Raw genomic sequence first — 19,548 nt, forward strand, 5'->3', positions numbered from 1 at the left:
TCCCATCTTATAGAGTAGAGGCAGAGATCATTAATTTTTATGATATACTATAAATGTCAACACAAATATGTACAATTTCGCTTGTATAAGGATGTACAAAATTACTCGTTTTCTTTAGCTAAATGATCTTTTAAACGATATGAATTGCCTACCATTGTCACCACAGTCGCATGGTGTAAAATTCGATCTAATATCGCATTAGCTAGCTTTGGCTCCTGGAAGACTTCATCCCATGCTTTAAAGTTTATATTCGTTGTAAATATCGTACTGCGCTTTTCATAACGCATATCAATAAGTTGAAAAAACATTTTCGCATCCTCTTGATCAATCGGTAAATATCCAATTTCGTCAATAATCAAAAGCTTATATTTTGCATAGTGTTTCAATCGATTTTCTAAGTGATTTTCCAACCTCGCTCTTTTCAGATTCTGTATCAAATCATGGCACTTGATAAAATACGTACTTGTTCTCTTCTTAGCTGCGTGAATCCCAATTGATGTGGCCAAGTGGGTTTTACCAACACCACTCGGTCCTAAAAAGACGATATTTTCATTTTTCTCAATAAATCGTAACGTTAAAAAATCGAAAATTTGCTGTTGATTGATGGACGGTTGAAAATCAAAGTCAAAATCCTTCACTTCTTTTAAATGTGGAAAAGCTCCAACCTTCACCATAGAATGAATCATATTTTGTTCACGCACATCAATTTCGTAATTTGTTAATTTAATAAGGGTGTCCACAAATGATAATTGGTTTTGTACGCTGAAATCTATAACTTGATTTAGATGCACCATCATTTGTTTGAGTTTTAAATACTCTAAATTATTTAGTAAATGTTGATAATTTGTACCGGGATTCATTATTTATACACCTTTCCAATCGCTGCTAGATTTTGTTTGGCTAATTCATCAATCTCAGGATAATACGGGGCTGAAACAAGTAGACTTTCTCTATAATGTTCTTCCTGATAATTGAGTTTTGCGTTACTGATTGAGTGTTGAGCGATGAGTTTCGTGTTATAATAAATCCATAGTTGTTCATCGTACACTTGTAAGCCTACTTTTTTTCCTCGGTATTCGGCTGGTACCGAATATTGATTGGATTTGTAGGAAATCATGTTAGACGCATTGACTTTTACTTGTGTATGTTTGATGCGATAGGAATCTCTTACTTTTTCAGTTGGTAGCTGGAGTAAGTGATTCCTTTCTTTTTTAAATTCAAAAACCGGTATTTTACCTGTTCCTTGATGCAACTCGTGATTAATTCGATTACATAAATCTTGTATAAACTGATGTAGCTCTTCTAAAGTTAATTGCCCTTGGTAAGCATGAATTTCATCTAATAACTTCATCGTTGATTCTACTTTTCCTTTGGTCCTTGGGCGGCCTGCAATACAAGGTTTTACTTTAAAACCAAAATCCTTCGCAAACTGCTCAAACTTTGAATTTACTTTCCCGCCAGAAAATTCTGTTCTTGCCTCGTCCATTACGGTTTTCATATTATCCGTTACAATTTCAGTGGGTACGCCTCCAAATGCTTCAAATGCCTCCGTTAAAAAAGAGAGCAGTACACTTTGAGACTTAGAGATACTTAAATAGAAAGCACGGAATCTAGAATACGATAGAAGTAACACCGCAACATTGACTTCTACTTTTTCCCCATCTTTTGTTTCAAACTGAATACTTTCCTTCCAATCTAGTTGAGCTTGTTTGCCTGGAGGTGTTTCAAAACGAACCGTCCCCGTAGGGGAAGAAATACGCTTCTCATCCTCAAAATAGGCTTTAAATTCTGGTGTTCGTGCAATATAGGCACGGAATGCAGAATCAGAACAATTTAAACCGTGGTTATCCTTAAGATATTGCCAAAGCACTCGCCGATAATAAAAAACCTGCTTTGAATCTTCGCTAAGAAGGGCTGCAATAACTTCATAGTATTCATCAATTTTAGAAGGCTTTTCTCGTTTGCGTTTCGGGACAAATCCCCCCAGATACTTATCAATCGTTCTTCGATCCACACCTAATTCTTCTGCTAATTTACTTTTATTAATTTTCATTTTTAAATGCTCCATTAGTTGTTTAAATTTTGGCAAGTCTGAAAGACTCTTAATCTCAAAATTAGTTTCAACATTTAGCGTTATATACATACTAATCCCCCCAAGATTAGTATGAAATGAGCAATCGATTTTGTACATTTTTATTCAAGCAAGAATGTACATATTTAAATTAGCATTTCTAGATATACCTCCTTTGAAGGATACAATTGAATCCCTTCAGCAATGTGAAGAAACCTTCTTCGGATATTTTTTGGAGGAAGAGCTGTGTGGGGTCATCTCTTTTAAAATGAATGAAAATGTTTTGGATATACATCGATTAATTGTCCATCCTGATCATTTTAGAAAAGGGATAGCTCAATTATTATTAAATTTTGTAGAATGCCAATTTAAAGGGATAACCTCCTTGATTGTAACAACAGGAGCAAAAAATAGGCCCGCTATTAAGTTTTATGAAAAAAATGGGTTTATCAAAACTGAAGAAATGATAGTAAATGAATGTTTAGCTTTAAGTTCTTTTGAAAAGAAAACTTCATAAGAATTTCTTATTGATTATTATAAAAACTATAATATTTTATTATATTAAAAATCGAGTTATGATTTTTCTTGTAAGAATTGGAAAAAGGGGGAATTATTATGACCATTGATTTTCAAAATCAAGAGAACCGTTTTACGTATTCTACAAGAGAAGCAGATAACACTTGGGTGAATAGGATAAAAGAAATTTGCGATGCTGAAGGAAAAAAGGTACTAGATATAGGTTGTGGAGGTGGGATATATTCTAAAGCCTTTGTCAAAATGGGTGCATCAGAGGTTTGGGCTTTGGATTTTTCGGAGCAAATATTATCAGCTGCAAAAGAGAACTGCAATGAATATGAAAATATCTCTTTTCATTTAGGTAATGCTTTAAACACAGGCTTGGCTGATCAACAATTTGATATTGTTTTAATAAGAGCCGTTGTCCATCACATAAACGATATCAATACTTGTTTTAAAGAAGCTCATAGAGTGTTAAAACCTGGTGGGATTTTACTTATACAAGATCGGACGCCTGAAGATTGTTTATTAGAAGGCAGTGCAACACATATTAGAGGTTACTTTTTTTCTAAGTTTCCCAATCTAATTGACAAAGAGATTTCTAGAAGATATTCCACTGAAAAGGTATTCCAAGAGATGTCAAATGTTGGATTCAGCGAACAGAATGAATATAAATTATGGGAAATTCGTAAATCTTATACGAACATGGACGATTTAGAAAAAGATCTCTTAAAAAGAACTGGTCGATCTATTCTTCATGAATTAAGTGATCCACAACTTAATGATCTTGTTCAGTATATTAAAGAACAGGTAGGTCATTCAGCTCTTGATTCCATTATTGAAAAAGATAGATGGACGATCTGGAAGGCTGTAAAATAGTAGCTCAAAAGATGCGATTAATAAATCCATCCACTTTCTGCAGTAGCCTAACTTTCACTCATTATTTAGATTGAGCAATAGTTTAGTGAAAACATATATAAAAGTTTAACATATATAATAAAGAACTTGAATGCATTCCAAGTTCTTTATTTTTTACTAGGATTGAACAGGAAAGAAGGTAACTGACTTGGCCGTATAAGCCTTCCCATTCCAATAATATTCTACTTCTAAACTTCCGACACTTCCAGAGGGAGAAATAAATACAACAGTTGAACCAATAAGTTTTCCATCTTTAACTACGTAATCTTCTAATTGGTTTGCCCAAGGAGTTTCCATATTTTTAGGGTTATAGCCTAACTTTGTGACATCTATCGTATATTTCTTTTTACCGATCAAGATAGATGCGTTGTTTCCTACTTTCTCCATTCTTACCCATCGTTTGATGATTTTGTTTATAGGTTCAATGGGTACCTCATGAAATCTTCGATAAGGATCGTGTATTTGATTTAAAATATGAATGTCTTTTATAGATATAGAAGTACCACCACCAGTAGTTAAAACGACTACAATATCTTTTAACTTATCACCATTTAAGTCATGGTTGAATAATTTAGGCGAATACCTTGAATTGTACCATTTTGGGAACTTATAAAGTAATTCCCCACCAAGACCTACTTGTACGGAAAAATTGGTATAGGTCATATCCTCGGATTTATCTGCTAACAGATAGATATGATCATACCATTCATCAGAAGAAATACTTGATACTACGACACGGTCCTTTGCGTAAATTTCCTTAAAGCTAGGAAAAAACAACGTAATCAGTACACTAAAAATAAGTACTTTTTTTATCAAAATGAACACCTCTGAATATAGTGTTCCATTATTAGTGGTAAAAAAACAGATTGCAATAGGTTACTATTTATATTTATTTTTCCATTCATTTCTCTTCCTTTTTTCGAAAGTGACATCCTATAAAAAAATCGCCCAACTCTCTTCATGAGGGGCGATTTTCTATTATGCTTGAGATGTTAATGGATGTTTAAAGTGATTTGGAAGAGAGACGTTAGAATTGTTTTTAATGAATAAGACATGATTATCCTCATATACTGACTGTTTGAAAGCTATCGTTTGGTCATCAGGAGTAAAATGAAACACAATTTCTTTCGTCTCTTTAGTAGTAAATACATGTAGGAGTTTTAGGATATCCTTTTGAGTATCACAAATCACATCATATACATGAAGGTGATTATCTTCTGTTTTACAAATCACAATGGTATTTTCTTCTTTTAGAAAATATATATTTTCATAAAATACATTTAGACAATAATAGAGTAATAATTCTGCTGTATTTGCAGTTCCAAATAGACTTGAAACGGGCAAACGACGCTTTGCATGTTGATAAATAATATCTAGGTCTTCTTTTTTTCTACCATTCAGTTTCGTAAATTCAATTGGGTAATCCGCATTATTGAAATAATCTAAGGTGTATGAAACTTCATTGTGGGGCTTGAATCCGAATTTTGGATAAAAATCTAAAACGGATGAATTGGCAAAGAGATAAATCAAATCAACATCTTTGTAATCAGCTAATACTGTATTCATGAGAAGTTGGGAGAAACCTTTACCACGAAAGTCAGGGTGAGTCATAACGGTCCCTATTTGTACAGCACTCCATTTATTGTTATGAACGACAAGTTCTAATAGATTGACTGAAACATTAGCGATGACTTGATCATGAATGATAACAGAGTAAGGGATGTATTTGCTGCTCCAATACCCATGCTGATACCAATCTTCAAACTCTATTCCAAAAATACTAGTTGCTAGTTCATTAAAGCTTTTTCTAAGCTTTTCATTATGTTGATATGCTTTTACGACTGTAATTTCTTCCACGTGGGTACTCCTTTAGATAAAAATAAAAACACTCCCACAAAGAGAGTGTTTTTTGGACAGAACTCAACTCTAATTTTATAATATTTCAAATTATAAGTCTATACTTTCTTTTTTTAGATCGTATAATTTAGGTCATAGGATCTTAAAGAAAAAGGGTGATTAGATGTATTTTGATCAATCTCCATATTCAGTTCGAGTTGAATGGGGAAGACGTGGGGCAAGAGAGGCAGCAGATAGAGGAGATATTGTCATTATCGTAGATGTATTAAGTTTTTCAACAACGGTGATTACAGCTTTGGAATATGAAGCCATTATATATCCTTATCCTCCTCATCTAGATGGCAAGGAATATGCAGAAAAGATAGGTGCAGAGTATATTTTAGGTAGAGCAGAGGCAGCTAAAATAGGAAAAGCTACTCTTTCTCCGGTTTCTTTTCATAAAGAACATTCAAACAAGAGTTATGTCTTGTCTTCTTTTAATGGTGCTTTTTGTACATGGATGGCTTCAAAAGTTCCAGCATTATTAGTTGGATCGATAATCAATGCATCATCTGTTGCGAGAGTTGCAAATAGCCTGAGTAAAGAAACGAATGCCAACATAACCATTGTTCCTTGCGGTGAGCAATGGAATGAGGTTCAGGAAAACGAAGATAGTCTTCGCCCAGCAATAGAAGACTATTTAGGAGTCGGGGCGATTCTTTCATACTTGGTTGGGCATTTTTCTCCTGAAGCAGAAGTTTGTTTAGGAGCATTTTTACATTCAAAAGAAAAAATAGCAGAATTGCTATGGGAATGTGGAAGTGGAAGGGAGCTGCGTGAGCGGGGATTTAGTGCGGATGTAAAACATAGCTTACAGTTAAATCATTACCAAACTGTTCCTATACTAAAAAATGATCATTTTGTAAAAAGTAATCTCTAAGAAAAAATTAAAAATGAGTTATTGCTATAATTTGTAAGATATGGTAATCTATAAAAAATCTTAATTGAAAAGCACTGATAAGGATATGAGTTACTTTTTACGGTTTCCAGAGAGGGAAGAATTAGCTGAAATCTTCCTAACGCAGGAAAGTATCTTACCACCTTTAAGCTGTATTGGGGAAAACTGAAGTATCCAATACCGTCCATGCTACGTTACAGCACCAAAGCCATTAGTTTTTAAACTTTTGGGAAATTGGGTGGAACCACGGGTTAAGCGCGCTCGTCCCTTACGATAGGGATGGGTGCGTTTTTTATTTTTTTTAAGGCTCTTTTCTGAAACTTTGTTGCTTTTTGTAACTAATAAATAGGCATTTTACCATATTAGGGTGTTAAACTCATATGAAAATGAAGAAAAGAGCTGAGCACTTATTAAGAGAGCCTGTAGTAAAAATCCGGCTTTAGGGATTTTTACGAAAACCACAAACTATACGATAACAGCTTTTAAAAATGAATAGGTAATGCAATGAAAAGGACATGAATTATTTTTACGGTTTCCAGAGAGGGAAGGGTGCTGAGATCTTCCTAACTTAGGGAAATAATTTACCGCCTTTGAGCTATATTGGGGAACAAAAGTATCCAATATCGTCTATGCTACGTTACAGCACCAAAGCCAAAAGATTTTTTACTTTTGGGAAATTGGGTGGAACCACGGGTTATAACGCGCTCGTCCCTTATGTTAGGGACGGGTGTTTTTTTATTTTCTTTTTAAAATGAATAAGTAATGCAATGAAAAGGACATGAATTATTTTTACGGTTTCCAGAGAGGGAAGGGTGCTGAGAACTTCCTAACTTAGGAAAATAATTTACCACCTTAGAGCTATATTGGGGAACAGAAGTATCCAATATCGTCTATGCTACGTTACAGCACCAAAGCCAAAAGGTTTTTTAATCTTTTGGGAAGTTGGGTGGAACCACGGGTTAATACACACTCGTCCCTATGTCAGGGATGAGTGTGTTTTTTTATATATTCAATTAAAGGAGAGGTTAAAATGAGTGACAAGAAAATTAAAGTTCAATTTCCAGATGAAAGTATAAAAGAGTTTCCGAAGGGTATTACAGTTGAAGGTGTTGCACAATCGATTAGTTCCAGTTTGAGAAAAAATGCAGTCGTAGGGAAAGTAAATGAGCATTTAGTGGATTTAAGTTACAAGCTAGAAGAAGATGTAAAATTAGCTGTTTTAACTCTTGATTCAGAAGAAGGATTGCAGGTGTTAAGGCATTCCTCGGCACATGTATTGGCACAAGCAGTAAAACGACTTTACGGGAAAGTAAAGCTGGGGATTGGGCCAGTGATTGAAAATGGATTTTATTATGATATTAAACTAGAACACAGTTTAACTTCTGATGACTTGCTTGCTATTGAAAAAGAAATGGAGAAGATCGTAAATGAAAATTTAGGAATCAAACGGGTAGAGGGCTCTTACGAAGAAATAGAAAAGCTATGGAAGGAAAAAGATGAAAAATTTAAATTAGAGATTTTACAGGGCATTCCGAAGGATGAAAAAATAACTCTTTATCAACAAGGGGAGTTTATTGACCTTTGCCGTGGTCCGCATCTTCCATCGACTGGATTCATAAAAGCATTTAAATTAACTCGAGTCTCGGGTGCTTATTGGAAGGGAGATAGTCAAAACGAAGTACTGCAACGGTTATATGGGGTCGTATTTAAAAATAAAAAAGAGTTACAGGAGTACGAAAACTTCTTAGAGGAAGCAGCAAAAAGGGATCATCGTAAGTTAGGGAAACAATTAGAGTTATTTATGTTTTCTGAAGAAGCACCGGGAATGCCATTTTACTTACCAAATGGTCAAATTATTCGAAATGAATTAGAAAACTTTTCTCGGGAGCTTCAAAATCATGCTAGCTATGATGAGGTTCGCACACCGTTTATGATGAACCAAAGATTATGGGAGCAATCAGGACATTGGGATCATTATCATGAGAACATGTATTTTTCTGAGGTGGATCAAACACAGTTTGCGCTAAAGCCGATGAACTGCCCGGGACATATGTTGATTTTTAAAAATAATCTTTATTCGTATCGTGATTTGCCTATTCGTTTGTCGGAGTTCGGTCAAGTGCACCGCCACGAGTTTAGTGGTGCTTTAAATGGAATGCTTCGAGTTCGTACTTTCTGCCAGGACGATGCCCATATTTTTGTAAGGGAAGACCAAATTGAAAGTGAAATTAAACAGGTGTTCCAATTGGTTGACCAAGTTTATCGTACGTTTGGTTTTGAGTATTCCGTGGAACTTTCTACTCGCCCGGAGAATTCATTAGGGGATGATAGCCTTTGGGAGATTTCGGAAAGATCCTTAAAGAATGTGCTGGTTGAATTAAACATTCCATACCACCTAAACGAAGGAGACGGAGCATTTTATGGACCAAAAATTGATTTTCATATAAAAGATGCTTTAAAGCGAAGCCATCAATGCGCGACAATTCAGCTCGATTTTCAAATGCCTGAGAAGTTTGATTTAACTTATATCAATCAAAATAACGAAAAAGTTCGTCCTGTTGTGATTCATCGAGCGATTTTTGGATCGATTGATCGCTTTTTCGGAATCTTAATCGAACATTTTGCCGGTGCCTTCCCAGTGTGGTTAGCTCCAACACAAGTGCAAATTATTCCTGTTTCATCTGTTCATTTAGACTACTGTTTAAAGGTTCAATCTGAATTGAAAAATATAGGAGTAAGAGTGAAAATAGATAATAGTAATGAAAAGTTAGGATACAAAATAAGAGAAGCACAGATGAAGAAAATCCCTTATATGTTCGTCCTAGGTGATCAGGAAGTTATGGATGATAATGTTAAGGTTAGAAAATTTGGAAATCAAGAATCAGAAAGCGAATCCTTTGAAGATTTTAAAAAGAAAATAGTTCAGCAACTAAAAGAACGAAGCCTTTAATCTTGCCTTTGTATTAAAAATGATGCATTCCTAAAAGAATGCATCATTTTTTTACCCTTTAATATCAATCGATTGACCTAAATGAGGGTGGGGAGCTTCCATCATTTTTAGAAGCTGAACACTATTTTGTTCAGACGTTTCCATGACCTTTTTTGTTAAGGCAATGCCAACGCTTTGACTTAGAGAAGCTTGGTTCATACCAATAGATAGTGCGGCAATATCCAAATTATTCACCCCCTAGTTTTGTATCGGTCAGTAAATAGAAATATTTAGTAATTGTCATTTATAAATTTTTTCAAAAATATAGTCCTAAATTTATATCGAAACCATGTTTTGCTTATACTTTCATTTGGGTCATGACAGGCTACCTTATTCAAAAAATAAAAATCGCTAGGTGTTACTTCTATTTTGCATATTGCTGAAACAGGTTTTTTACTTACCCATTCATTAAATTGTATGAGACCTTTTGCTGGAGCCTCAAAGGTTTTGGTCGATAAAATATAAATGTATCCTTTTTCCCAAGGCTGATTAGAAAATGTAGCCTGAGTAAGAGAGTAAAAATGATACCATTGTTTTTGATTAGCCGAAATAGAGCCATTTCGAATATTATCTACTATGCTTTCTTTTCTTAAAGTAGCATAGAACATAGCCCATATGGGATCTTTGGTAGCAAAAACAGCTTTTGTCATTTCCCCATTAAATAGGGTTTGTTCCCGTGGTTCGAATACCTCTATTATCTTATTAGAGCCGTGAAAAACAATAGATTTAGTATCTGAAAGATATTGTAAAAACTGATATTTTGGTAACGAGAGAGTGTAAGGAATAAGCTTATCAGTGTTTTTACAGCCTTCTTCAAACATATCATTAAATAGCTTTTCTTCTTCCTTTGAATAACGAACCTTAGGACAAGGATAGAAAAAAAAACGAAGGAAAATATTGATAAAAAAAGACTTCAAGTAGGTCAATCCTTTCGGGTAATCTAAGATTTCCTTTTACGTAGGATATTTAAGGAAATGCCAATTGAAATGAAACATAATAAACCATTTACAATGACGTCCAATGTACTTCCGTTTAGGAAATTGGTGATTGTTCCACTTGCAAGTAATAGAGAAAGAATGAGCCAAAATGCTAATTTATATTGGTTATAAAAAATTTTAAACATATCCATCACCTTTAATAATAGTTAACTATTATTATGAACATTTCTGGAAAAAGATTCAAACCATTTTAATCAATAATATAGGTGTCTATTGAAATTTCTCTCCTAAAATAGCCTATTATGAAATGAGGCTTATCCCTAAGCGGAAATGGTGGAACATGCTAGGTTGTCTGATTATAAAATAACATTATGGACACCGCGAATTTCCTGGGATTTCTATATGAAAACGGAGTGGTAATATGGGCATTATTTATGGAAAGGACTTGATTGACCGGATCGACGAGCTTTGTACTGAAATTTGGTACGATGGTAAGAAAGTAGAAGGAAAAAAATCTGAGCATCCTGCATTTAAAGGTCTTCTTCAGACGAAATCTGCTCTATATGATTTACAACATGAGAAAGGTTTAAAAGAAGAGATGACATATATATCACAAGAAACAGGTGAAAGGATTGGTTTATCCTACCTAAAGCCTAAAACAAAGGATGATTTGAAAAAAAGAAGAAAGATGATGGAGCACTGGGCAAAATACACGGGAGGGATGATGGGGAGAAGTCCTGATTATTTGAATTCAGGGATTATGAGTTTTGCTTCTTCTGCCAATCTATTAATAGGGAAAGATAATTGTTTCCCAGAGAATGTTGTATCTCTATATGAAAGGGCAATTAAACATGACCTCTCCTTTACGCATACGCTCATTTCTCCACAGATAAATCGTTCACAGGCTTATTTTGAATTTTCTAAGGAGCCTATTTCCGCTAGAGTGATTGATAAAAATGAAAATGGTTTAATTGTTAAAGGTGCACGCATTTTAGCTACACAGGGTGGGTTAACCGATGAGGTACTCGTTTATTCAACACCTGGATTAATAGACTCAGATGAAGCATTTGCTTTTTCTATTCCTTCTGATACAAAAGGTTTAAAATTTCTTTGCAGAGAGTCATTTGTGGGTGGAGATTCCTTTTTTAATTACCCTTTAAGTTCAAAATACGAAGAAATGGATACCATTGTTGTATTTGACCATGTATTAGTTCCGTGGGATCGAGTTTTTTTCTATGATAATATCGAAGTAGCAAGAAACTTTATGCAGCAAAGTTCGTTTCATCCAAATGGTTTTCATCAAGTGATTACTAGACAAATAGTGAAAACAGAATTTATTCTTGGGCTGACGGAACTTCTTATCGAGACGATTAATGTGAGTGAGTATCAACATATTCATGAAAAAGTATCAGAAATCATTATTGGTCTTGAAACAATGAAGGCACTGCTAGAAAAGTCCGAGAATGATGCCCAGCTAGACGAATGGGGATATATACGACCGTGTTCGATACCTCTACAAGTGGCAAGTAATATTTTTCCAAGAATCTATCCGAGATTTACGGAAATCATCCAATTAATTGGGGCAAGTGGAATGGTAACACTGCCATCAGAAAATGATTTTTGTTCTGAAATAAGTAGTGATTTGGGAAAGTATTTACAAGGGGCAAATAGATCAGCAGAGGAAAGAGTAAAGATATTTCGTTTAGCCTGGGATTTAACCATGAGCTCATTTGGTACAAGGCAAACCCACTATGAGAGATATTTCTTTGGTGATCCTATAAGACTTTCCACTAGTTTATATAAAAACTATCCTAAAGAGAGATATGTTCAGGTCATTAAGGATTACTTGCATTTAACTTAACCGTTCTGAAAAGCAGGCTACTTTTTTATTACAAAGAGTCTAGTTTTTAAATGGAATATGGAGATGAAAGAGGACAATGTATACCCTGTTTGATATAATCAGAATTATTGAAAAATAGTTGGAGGTATTCATGTCTTACAAAGACCATTGTCCCTTTTGTTATCCCCACGAGGATAAGGACCAAAATATTATATTTGAAAATGAATCCTGTTATTTTTTACAGCACAACAAGCAACAAGATGTATTAGAAGGTTCTGGTGTTATTGTTCCAAAAAAACATCATCAAGATGCCTTTGAATTAACCAAAGAAGAGTGGAACGATACGTACGATCTTTTACAAAAGGCAAAAGAATATCTTGATGAAAAGTTTTCTCCAGATGGATATACACTCGGCTGGAATGTCGGGAAAGTTTCGAACCAGACCATTTTCCATAGTCATTTTCATGTTATTCCAAGGTATAATGATGAGCCTTTAGCGGGTAAAGGAATTCGTCATTGGTTCAAACAGCCTGAAAATAAAAGAGAGAAGCTTAAGAGAACATAAAAACTTTTAGTGGGGCAGTTCTGATACAAGGAACTGCTCCTTTTTCTTGGACATAAGTTTCTAAAAAAACATTTAATGCAGTTTAAACACAAATCAAACGTCTAATACTAACCATTATGTAGTCAAAAATTCCGCACTATTATAGAACACTTTAGGGGAGAGACAAATTTGGAGACATTTTACCATACACTCCTCATTTTTGTGATGGGGTATTTGTATTTAAGGATTACTGGAAAAAAGGCAGTAGCCCAAATGCATACATTTGATTTATTGTATATTCTCGTTCTTACTAATATTATTAGTACTCCATTAGAGGTGAAGGAAATTGGTAAAACCCTCATTTATTCCGGTCTCATCGTGATATTATATAAAGTTTTCGACCGTTTATCTCTAAATAATAAATTAAGATGGATTTTATACGAAACTCCGACTATTTTAATACGTAATGGAGATATAGATCGAAAAGGATTAAAAAAGATACATATGCCCATGAATGAATTATTGTCCCATCTAAGAGTATTGGGATACACCGATACTCAAAATATTGCACTTGCCATTATGGAAGGTACTGGAAGTATTAGTGTGATCCCAAAATCAGAATACCGTCCCGTTCAGCCAAGTGATATTCAGTTAAAGGTGAAAAAAGAATATATTCCCATACCACTGATAATGGACGGTCAAATTTTGGATCATAATTTAAAATATCTTCAGTTAGAGCGGGCATGGCTATTGAATGAGGTTAAGAAGATGGGAGAAAAAGTAGAGGGAATTATCTTAGCGACTTATTTAGAAAATGGGAATTTATTTATAGATAATAACGAAATAAAAGATCACACAAGTGACCCTTATTACTACAAACCAGGGAAAGATAATTAATATAATAGTAAAAAACTTCAATGACATGCCGAAGAAACAAGTTACCATTTTAACTTGGTTATTTTCGGCATTTTTTTATTTTTTTGATGAACGGATTTGTACAAGTTCCCTTTCGCCCAATTTCCCATATGATATTTATTAGGCCATTGGAGAAGGAGGGGTTTTATGATCGATTATTTAGCTAACCTTGATCCTATTTATCAAGCCTTATTGGCAACCATATTTACGTGGGGAATGACGGCTCTAGGAGCTGCTCTAGTTTTTACAACGAAAAAAGTGAATCAAAAGTTGTTGGATGGAATGTTAGGTTTCGCTGCTGGAGTCATGATTGCTGCGAGTTTTTGGTCGCTTTTATCTCCAGCTTTAGAAATGTCTGAAGGCGGTTCGATTCCAAAATGGATACCAGCCGCAGTTGGCTTCTTGTTAGGCGGAATATTTTTAATGGCCATTGATAAAATCCTTCCGCATCTACATCCGAATGCACCACAAAATAAAGCAGAAGGTTATCATCCTGCTAACAAACGGAGAAGTACATTATTAGTGCTTGCGATCACCCTGCATAATATCCCTGAAGGCCTTGCGATAGGAGTGGCATTTGGAGCAGTGGCAGCTGGATTTGAATCGGCATCCTTAGCGGCGGCGTTATCACTTGCCATTGGTATTGGAATTCAAAACTTCCCAGAAGGGGTAGCCGTTTCCATGCCTTTAAGACGGGACGGAATGTCGCGAAGAAAAAGCTTTGCCTATGGGCAGTTTTCCGCCATGGTGGAACCAATCGCAGCCGTCATTGGTGTTTTAGCGGTAACCTATATGCAAGCGATGTTACCTTATGCACTAAGCTTTGCAGCGGGAGCGATGATCTTTGTTGTAGCCGAAGAGGTAATTCCAGGTTCACAGGAAAATGGTAATAATGATTTAGCTTCGATTTCGTTAATGATAGGGTTTGTCGTGATGATGATCCTGGATGTGGCGTTGGGGTGAAAAAGGTTTCTACTGTCCTTGAAAAATTTTTAAAAACTGTCCCTTATCGAAATGTGGGAAAGATGTTATATTTTTCCTATTAATAGTAAGAGAGGGGCTTTTAGAAAATGGCATTAGAAATGAGAGAAAGTTGTGAGCGTTGTTTTTCTACTATTGATGATAACTCTATCGCGTATATTTGTATTTACGAATGTACATTTTGCACACCATGCACGGAGGAAATGCAGAATGTATGTCCAAATTGCGGTGGAGAATTAGTAAGACGACCAAGGAAACAACCGAAAGTTAGCATGCTCTAAAAACAGGGATGAACCCTGTTTTTTTATTGGTTTAAAAGCAAGTCTCTATTTGATTATCCATTACTAAATTTAGGAGGTGAATCATGTGGAACAATTGGTGAAACAAGATCATTCGGGCGGTGCCTGTCACCTATATCTAACATAATATCCAATAGCAATTCATATTTATAAGTAAAAGATATGGTTACCATACGGACTGCGGATAGGAATGATGACAGGATGAGAATGAGGTGTCGTATGGATGGCAAGTGTTAATAAAGGGGCAATTCGCTACATACCTGGGTTTGATGGGCTGAGAGCTTTGGCTGTTTTGGGCGTTATTTTTTACCACCTAAATATTCCTTACACATCAGGTGGATTTTTAGGTGTGACCGTATTTTTTGTTTTATCAGGGTTCCTTATAACCAGTCTGTTGAAATGGGAATGGGAGCAAACGGGTAGGGTAGACCTAAAACATTTTTGGATTCGTCGAGCGAAGAGGTTACTTCCTGCCATGTTTCTGTTGTTAATCGTACTAAACGTAGTTATCCCGTTTCTAAGACCGGAGTTACTATTAGGATTAAGGAAAGATACGATAGCAGCCCTATTTTATTACAGTAATTGGCATTATATTTATCAAAATCTATCCTACTTTGAGTTGTTTCAAACGCCTTCGTTGTTAACTCATTTTTGGTCTTTAGCCATTGAAGAACAATTTTATCTAGTCTGGGCTGTAGCCATTCTATTTCTATTTAAATCAATCAAACGGAAAAAAATCATATTTATTTTCATTCTATCAGGAAGTATAATTTCAGCTTTGCGGATGTATTTTATGTACGACCCAAATCTTGATCCCAGTCGGGTGTATTACGGGACAGATACAAGAATCTATTCGCTGCTAATTGGTGCCAGCTTTGCCTTACTTTCTCCTCGGAGAAAGCTATCGACTATAGCAGGATGGATACTCGAGATACTAGGTATTTTAGGTATCCTTGTCTTTTGGATGATGGTCGCTTTCACTAATCAATACGATAGCTTTGTCTACCAAGGCGGAATGTTGCTCCTTTCGATGACAACGGCTTTTTTATTGTTTTCCCTTGCATGGCGTTCGGCTGTAATTGCAACCTGGATTTTAGAATGGAAACCATTAAAATGGATAGGAATACGGTCTTACGGGATTTATTTATGGTATTATCCCATCATTTTACTAATGAACAACAACATTAATACAAATGGAATTAACATTGTAAAGATCATTCTCGAAATCACCCTAATCTTTGGCATAGCTTCGATTTCCTACACCTTTATCGAAAAACCAATCCGTCAAAACAAAATTCCCATTCATTTTAAAAATTCCATACTGCCAGCAATTGGTATAGTTCTTATTGTGTTTTTTCTTAATAAGGTAGCGGTGCCTTTAAAAAACATTGGTGCATCCACTATAGTGGAAAATTCTCCTATTAATAACAGTAACAATGACAAGGGGTATTCAATAGTGGGGAAGGGTGATCCAGATGATGTATTCCGACCTCCCATTCAGTATCAAAATAAAGTAACGAATGAGCTTCCAGTAAAAGATAACTCAGATAAAGGTAGTGAAAATTCTAATGGGGTTAGTGATGACCAGAAGGTAAACAGTCCAAATCCTGTTCAGAATAAGGATGAAAACACTGTTCCGATTAAAAACACCGATAAGCCATCACCTTCAAATATGGTAGAGGAGAAAATAACCGCCATAGGTGATTCTGTGTTAATCAATCCAACGCCATATTTAGAAAAAGTATTTCCAGCTATCAGCATTGATGCTAAAGTCAGCAGACAAATGCGAGATGCGATGGAGATTGTAAAAGAGCTGAAACATAAAAAACGTTTAGGTGAAATGGTCATTATTGAACTAGGGACAAATGGTTCATTTCCAGACAAAACATTAACTGATTTACTTGAACTCATCGGCAAGGAGAGAAAAGTTTTTTTAGTAAATATAAGAGTCCCGCGTCCTTGGGAAAGTCTGGTGAACAAGAAATTGAAGGAAATCTCAACTGATTATTCAAATACAATGGTGGTGGACTGGTATTCTACGAGTGCCAATCATAATGAATATTTTCTTAATGATGGTGTTCATTTAAAACCGGCTGGCGCTAAAGCGTTCGCTTTCATGATAGAGGAAGCTGTTTTAAAGGTAGCAGAAAATTCCAGTAAGTAAACTAGTAAGAAAGGGTGCTCCTAAAATAAGGAACACCCTTTTTGGTATGATTTTAGTTAACTTAGCTTTTGCCACAACCCAGTGCTGTTTGCAATTGAATGATGTTCAATGATGGAATAGGCTGCATTTGTTATAGCTTGTGATAATGTTTTCCCTGACCCTCGAACGTCATTGAAAGCAACCTCTGAAACTCCATCGGTCGTATATTTGTAGCCAAACTGTTCTAATCGGTTAACAATGATCATGGCGTGGTCTAGGTTATGCTCCGGCTGGAAATCAGATTCGTGAATGAAAAGACGATGTTCGAAGTCATACCAACGATCCCATCTGTTTAATTTCCATCCCAAAATTCTTCGTGCAATAGAGTCTGTTTTACTCATTTCGATTGTTCCTCCTTGTTTTATTATATAACAGTTTATATAGTTTTATAATATTATATAACAGATATGGTGGATCGACTACTATAATTATGTAATTTATTTGAAAAAGCTTATGATAATGATTTTGTTTAGTGTCCATGAAGATATTTTAGTTTTTATCGGACTCTCGTGCCGCTATTTCAGTAAAATAAACGTATTTTCATAGGTTAACGGACTTAGGTTCCGTTATTCACTATATCTCATAGGAAAAAGAGCTACTTTAGATGCAATAACGGAACCATAGTCCGTTAAGCATCTAAAAAACAACCATTTCCTTAAAATAACGGAACCTGTGTCCGATAAGTAGAATTTGTATGAGTCCTTAGGTGTAAATTATCAAGCTGCCATTTTGCCTATCATTCATTTTCGGCATGATTAATATTGATATCTCTAAGTAATAAAAAAAGGTACAGAACCAAGTATGTTCTGTACCTTTTTAAGATTTATTTTGCTTTTTTTAAACGAACATTAAAAAATGAATAGAGGATATATAGTGACAATAAAATGAGTCCAAACTCGATTCCTAGAGCCCAACTACTAAAACTTCTATCGATAAATATCCCAACAGCTGATCCGATAGGAAATGAGATGGCTATCCCAATGACAACACCTGTAACCAATCCAATAATAATACCAAGTATTAATCCCATGTTAGTGGCTCCCTTCAAGGTAAAACAAACACTATTAATACTTTTAATTATAATGAGTTAACACTATATTGTGATGGTTTTCACAAATTGAACACCTAATTGCCTCAAATTACTTTGAAAAAGTTCACATTCCTTTCATTGATTTTTGGTCATATCAATTCTTCTGGAATTTTTAAGTGTGAAACAGTAATGTGAATCAAGATAATTCGGGTGGTGCCAGTCACCTTTATTTTTATAAAGGAAAATATATGGTTGTTAGCGAATGTTTATAATAAATAATTTTTGTTTGTGGGGTGGATGGTTTGGAGCATAGGGGTTTATTAGATAATACTTTGTTAGTGCATGATGAGCATGATGGGCAGCATCAAGGTGCGGTGACGTTTCCTATCTATCAAAATAGCTTATTTACGTTTGCTTCTGTGGAAGATTATGAGAAAGCTCGCGAACAGTTAGTAGATTCTTATCTTTATACAAGAGGAAATAATCCGACTGTAAAAATACTGGAAGAGAGGATTGCGGCCTTAGAACAAGGGGAGCAAGCACGTTGCTTTGCTTCTGGAATGGCGGCCATTAGCTCGGCTATTCTATCAACCGTTCAGTATGGGGACCATATTATTTGTGTGGATCAAGCCTATGGACCAACTAGAGAGTTTTTAGGTGAATACTTAAAAAAGTTTAATATCCTTACCACGTTTGTTAATGGCAGCAGCATGGAGGCTATTAAGGATGCCGCACTACCGAATACAAAATTGATTTATTTAGAAAGTCCGACTAGCCTACTTTTTGAACTTCAAGATATTCATGCCTGTGTTGATTTCGCAAAAGAAATAGGGGCAAAAACGATTATTGATAATTCATGGTCGACACCTATTTTCCAAAAGCCTCTTACAATGGGTGTAGATTTAGTCGTTCATTCGTTGACTAAATATATGGGCGGTCATAGTGATGTGGTAGCGGGAGTGGTTGTAGGAAATAAAGAGCTCATCACGAATATCAATAAAAATGAGCATTTATTATTAGGTGGAATTCTCTCACCACAGAATGCCTCTCTTTTATTAAGAGGAATGCGTACCCTGGCTATCCGCATGGAGCAGCATCAAAAGAGTGCGTTTGAAATTGCTAGTTTTCTAGAGAAACAACCCTTTATTCAAAAAGTGAATTTCCCTGGTTTACCTTCGAATCCATTCCATTCATTAGCATTAAAACAAATGTTTGGATTCGGTAGTTTGCTTTCCTTTGAGACAGATTTGCCATATGAAGTCGTGAAGGAAATGGTGAATAGTCTGAAAATGTTCCGAATTGGGGTAAGTTGGGGTGGATATGAAAGCCTAGTCACTCTTCACCGGAAAAATGACACAAACATTCAAGTAGTTAGACTTTACATTGGTTTGGAAAACGTTGAAGACATCAAAGCCGATTTAAAGGCGGCATTTGAAGTGCTTACTAAAGAAAAAGTTTAAAAACAAGGAGTGGAAGTTTTGGTAAAAGAGAATAACAATGAGTACTATGC

At 35.3% G+C, this 19,548-nt stretch carries 20 protein-coding genes and 3 other annotated features; of the genes, 12 read left to right on the forward strand and 8 right to left on the reverse strand.

Going from position 1 to position 19,548, the window contains the following annotated elements:
- Positions 1 to 101 precede the first annotated feature (101 nt).
- Positions 102 to 860 (reverse strand): IS21-like element helper ATPase IstB, encoded by a 759-nt coding sequence (istB, locus tag ACSBPO_RS09455; protein ID WP_442594255.1) that lies wholly within the window; start codon positions 858 to 860, stop codon positions 102 to 104.
- On the reverse strand, positions 860 to 2,143 hold the full coding sequence (gene istA / locus ACSBPO_RS09460) for an IS21 family transposase (RefSeq protein ID WP_442594257.1): 1,284 nt from the start codon (positions 2,141 to 2,143) through the stop codon (positions 860 to 862). Before istA ends, istB begins: the two co-directional genes overlap by 1 nt.
- A gap of 40 nt (positions 2,144 to 2,183) precedes the next feature.
- On the opposite strand from istA, the gene ACSBPO_RS09465 reads away from it, so the two are divergent.
- Positions 2,184 to 2,588, forward strand: coding sequence for a GNAT family N-acetyltransferase (locus ACSBPO_RS09465; RefSeq protein WP_442599805.1), 405 nt, complete (start codon positions 2,184 to 2,186; stop codon positions 2,586 to 2,588).
- Positions 2,589 to 2,686: 98 nt separating this feature from the next.
- Complete coding sequence (locus tag ACSBPO_RS09470; protein WP_442599806.1) at positions 2,687 to 3,466, forward strand: class I SAM-dependent methyltransferase; 780 nt, start codon at positions 2,687 to 2,689, stop codon at positions 3,464 to 3,466.
- Between the two features lie 156 nt (positions 3,467 to 3,622).
- Here the strand turns inward: ACSBPO_RS09470 and ACSBPO_RS09475 are convergent, their stop codons facing one another.
- Both ACSBPO_RS09475 and ACSBPO_RS09480 read right to left on the reverse strand, forming a co-directional pair.
- Entirely contained in the window at positions 3,623 to 4,321 is a 699-nt protein-coding gene (locus ACSBPO_RS09475; protein WP_442599807.1) for a hypothetical protein, read from the reverse strand.
- A 162-nt stretch (positions 4,322 to 4,483) separates the two neighbouring features.
- Positions 4,484 to 5,362: a GNAT family N-acetyltransferase gene (locus tag ACSBPO_RS09480; protein ID WP_442599808.1), complete on the reverse strand. Its 879-nt coding sequence runs from the start codon at positions 5,360 to 5,362 to the stop codon at positions 4,484 to 4,486.
- A gap of 163 nt (positions 5,363 to 5,525) precedes the next feature.
- Here ACSBPO_RS09480 and ACSBPO_RS09485 point away from each other — a divergent pair, with 163 nt between their 5' ends.
- Both ACSBPO_RS09485 and thrS read left to right on the forward strand, forming a co-directional pair.
- Entirely contained in the window at positions 5,526 to 6,281 is a 756-nt protein-coding gene (locus ACSBPO_RS09485) for a 2-phosphosulfolactate phosphatase (RefSeq protein WP_442599809.1), read from the forward strand.
- Positions 6,282 to 6,346: 65 nt separating this feature from the next.
- Positions 6,347 to 6,571 (forward strand) — a binding site (T-box leader).
- Positions 6,572 to 6,794: 223 nt separating this feature from the next.
- Positions 6,795 to 7,015: a binding site (T-box leader), on the forward strand.
- 42 nt (positions 7,016 to 7,057) lie between these two features.
- Positions 7,058 to 7,280, forward strand: a binding site (T-box leader).
- A gap of 49 nt (positions 7,281 to 7,329) precedes the next feature.
- Complete coding sequence (gene thrS, locus ACSBPO_RS09490) at positions 7,330 to 9,249, forward strand: threonine--tRNA ligase (RefSeq protein WP_442599810.1); 1,920 nt, start codon at positions 7,330 to 7,332, stop codon at positions 9,247 to 9,249.
- 51 nt (positions 9,250 to 9,300) lie between these two features.
- Here thrS and ACSBPO_RS09495 read toward each other — a convergent pair whose 3' ends face one another.
- Both ACSBPO_RS09495 and ACSBPO_RS09500 read right to left on the reverse strand, forming a co-directional pair.
- Positions 9,301 to 9,474 (reverse strand): YjfB family protein, encoded by a 174-nt coding sequence (locus ACSBPO_RS09495; protein ID WP_442599811.1) that lies wholly within the window; start codon positions 9,472 to 9,474, stop codon positions 9,301 to 9,303.
- Positions 9,475 to 9,518: 44 nt separating this feature from the next.
- The gene (locus ACSBPO_RS09500) at positions 9,519 to 10,205 is read right to left on the reverse strand and encodes a hypothetical protein (protein WP_442599812.1); all 687 of its coding nucleotides are present in this window, start codon (positions 10,203 to 10,205) and stop codon (positions 9,519 to 9,521) included.
- A gap of 57 nt (positions 10,206 to 10,262) precedes the next feature.
- Between ACSBPO_RS09500 and ACSBPO_RS09505 the strand changes: the two genes are divergently transcribed.
- The 7 genes from ACSBPO_RS09505 to ACSBPO_RS09535 all read left to right on the forward strand — a co-directional run bounded on the left by ACSBPO_RS09505 (position 10,263) and on the right by ACSBPO_RS09535 (position 16,969).
- The gene (locus ACSBPO_RS09505) at positions 10,263 to 10,397 is read left to right on the forward strand and encodes a hypothetical protein (protein ID WP_442599813.1); all 135 of its coding nucleotides are present in this window, start codon (positions 10,263 to 10,265) and stop codon (positions 10,395 to 10,397) included.
- A gap of 250 nt (positions 10,398 to 10,647) precedes the next feature.
- A complete protein-coding gene (hpaB, locus tag ACSBPO_RS09510) occupies positions 10,648 to 12,087 on the forward strand; it encodes a 4-hydroxyphenylacetate 3-monooxygenase, oxygenase component (RefSeq protein WP_442599814.1) in 1,440 nt (479 codons plus the stop codon).
- A gap of 130 nt (positions 12,088 to 12,217) precedes the next feature.
- On the forward strand, positions 12,218 to 12,631 hold the full coding sequence (locus tag ACSBPO_RS09515; protein WP_442599815.1) for an HIT family protein: 414 nt from the start codon (positions 12,218 to 12,220) through the stop codon (positions 12,629 to 12,631).
- 168 nt (positions 12,632 to 12,799) lie between these two features.
- Positions 12,800 to 13,507 (forward strand): DUF421 domain-containing protein, encoded by a 708-nt coding sequence (locus ACSBPO_RS09520; protein WP_442599816.1) that lies wholly within the window; start codon positions 12,800 to 12,802, stop codon positions 13,505 to 13,507.
- A 165-nt stretch (positions 13,508 to 13,672) separates the two neighbouring features.
- Complete coding sequence (locus ACSBPO_RS09525; RefSeq protein ID WP_442599817.1) at positions 13,673 to 14,488, forward strand: ZIP family metal transporter; 816 nt, start codon at positions 13,673 to 13,675, stop codon at positions 14,486 to 14,488.
- Positions 14,489 to 14,595: 107 nt separating this feature from the next.
- Positions 14,596 to 14,787, forward strand: a complete 192-nt coding sequence (locus ACSBPO_RS09530) for a DUF1272 domain-containing protein (protein WP_442599818.1) — start codon at positions 14,596 to 14,598, stop codon at positions 14,785 to 14,787.
- A 241-nt stretch (positions 14,788 to 15,028) separates the two neighbouring features.
- Positions 15,029 to 16,969: an acyltransferase family protein gene (locus ACSBPO_RS09535; RefSeq protein WP_442599819.1), complete on the forward strand. Its 1,941-nt coding sequence runs from the start codon at positions 15,029 to 15,031 to the stop codon at positions 16,967 to 16,969.
- Between the two features lie 56 nt (positions 16,970 to 17,025).
- On the opposite strand, the gene ACSBPO_RS09540 is transcribed toward ACSBPO_RS09535, so the two are convergent.
- Both ACSBPO_RS09540 and ACSBPO_RS09545 read right to left on the reverse strand, forming a co-directional pair.
- Positions 17,026 to 17,349: a BC1872 family protein gene (locus tag ACSBPO_RS09540; RefSeq protein WP_442599820.1), complete on the reverse strand. Its 324-nt coding sequence runs from the start codon at positions 17,347 to 17,349 to the stop codon at positions 17,026 to 17,028.
- A 482-nt stretch (positions 17,350 to 17,831) separates the two neighbouring features.
- Positions 17,832 to 18,038, reverse strand: a complete 207-nt coding sequence (locus ACSBPO_RS09545; RefSeq protein ID WP_442599821.1) for a hypothetical protein — start codon at positions 18,036 to 18,038, stop codon at positions 17,832 to 17,834.
- 302 nt (positions 18,039 to 18,340) lie between these two features.
- On the opposite strand from ACSBPO_RS09545, the gene ACSBPO_RS09550 reads away from it, so the two are divergent.
- A complete protein-coding gene (locus tag ACSBPO_RS09550; RefSeq protein WP_442599822.1) occupies positions 18,341 to 19,498 on the forward strand; it encodes a trans-sulfuration enzyme family protein in 1,158 nt (385 codons plus the stop codon).
- Positions 19,499 to 19,548 lie beyond the last annotated feature (50 nt).

The sequence above is a fragment of the Neobacillus sp. D3-1R genome (genome assembly GCF_052180215.1).
In the GTDB taxonomy this organism is placed as follows: Bacteria; Bacillota; Bacilli; order Bacillales; family Cytobacillaceae; genus Pseudoneobacillus.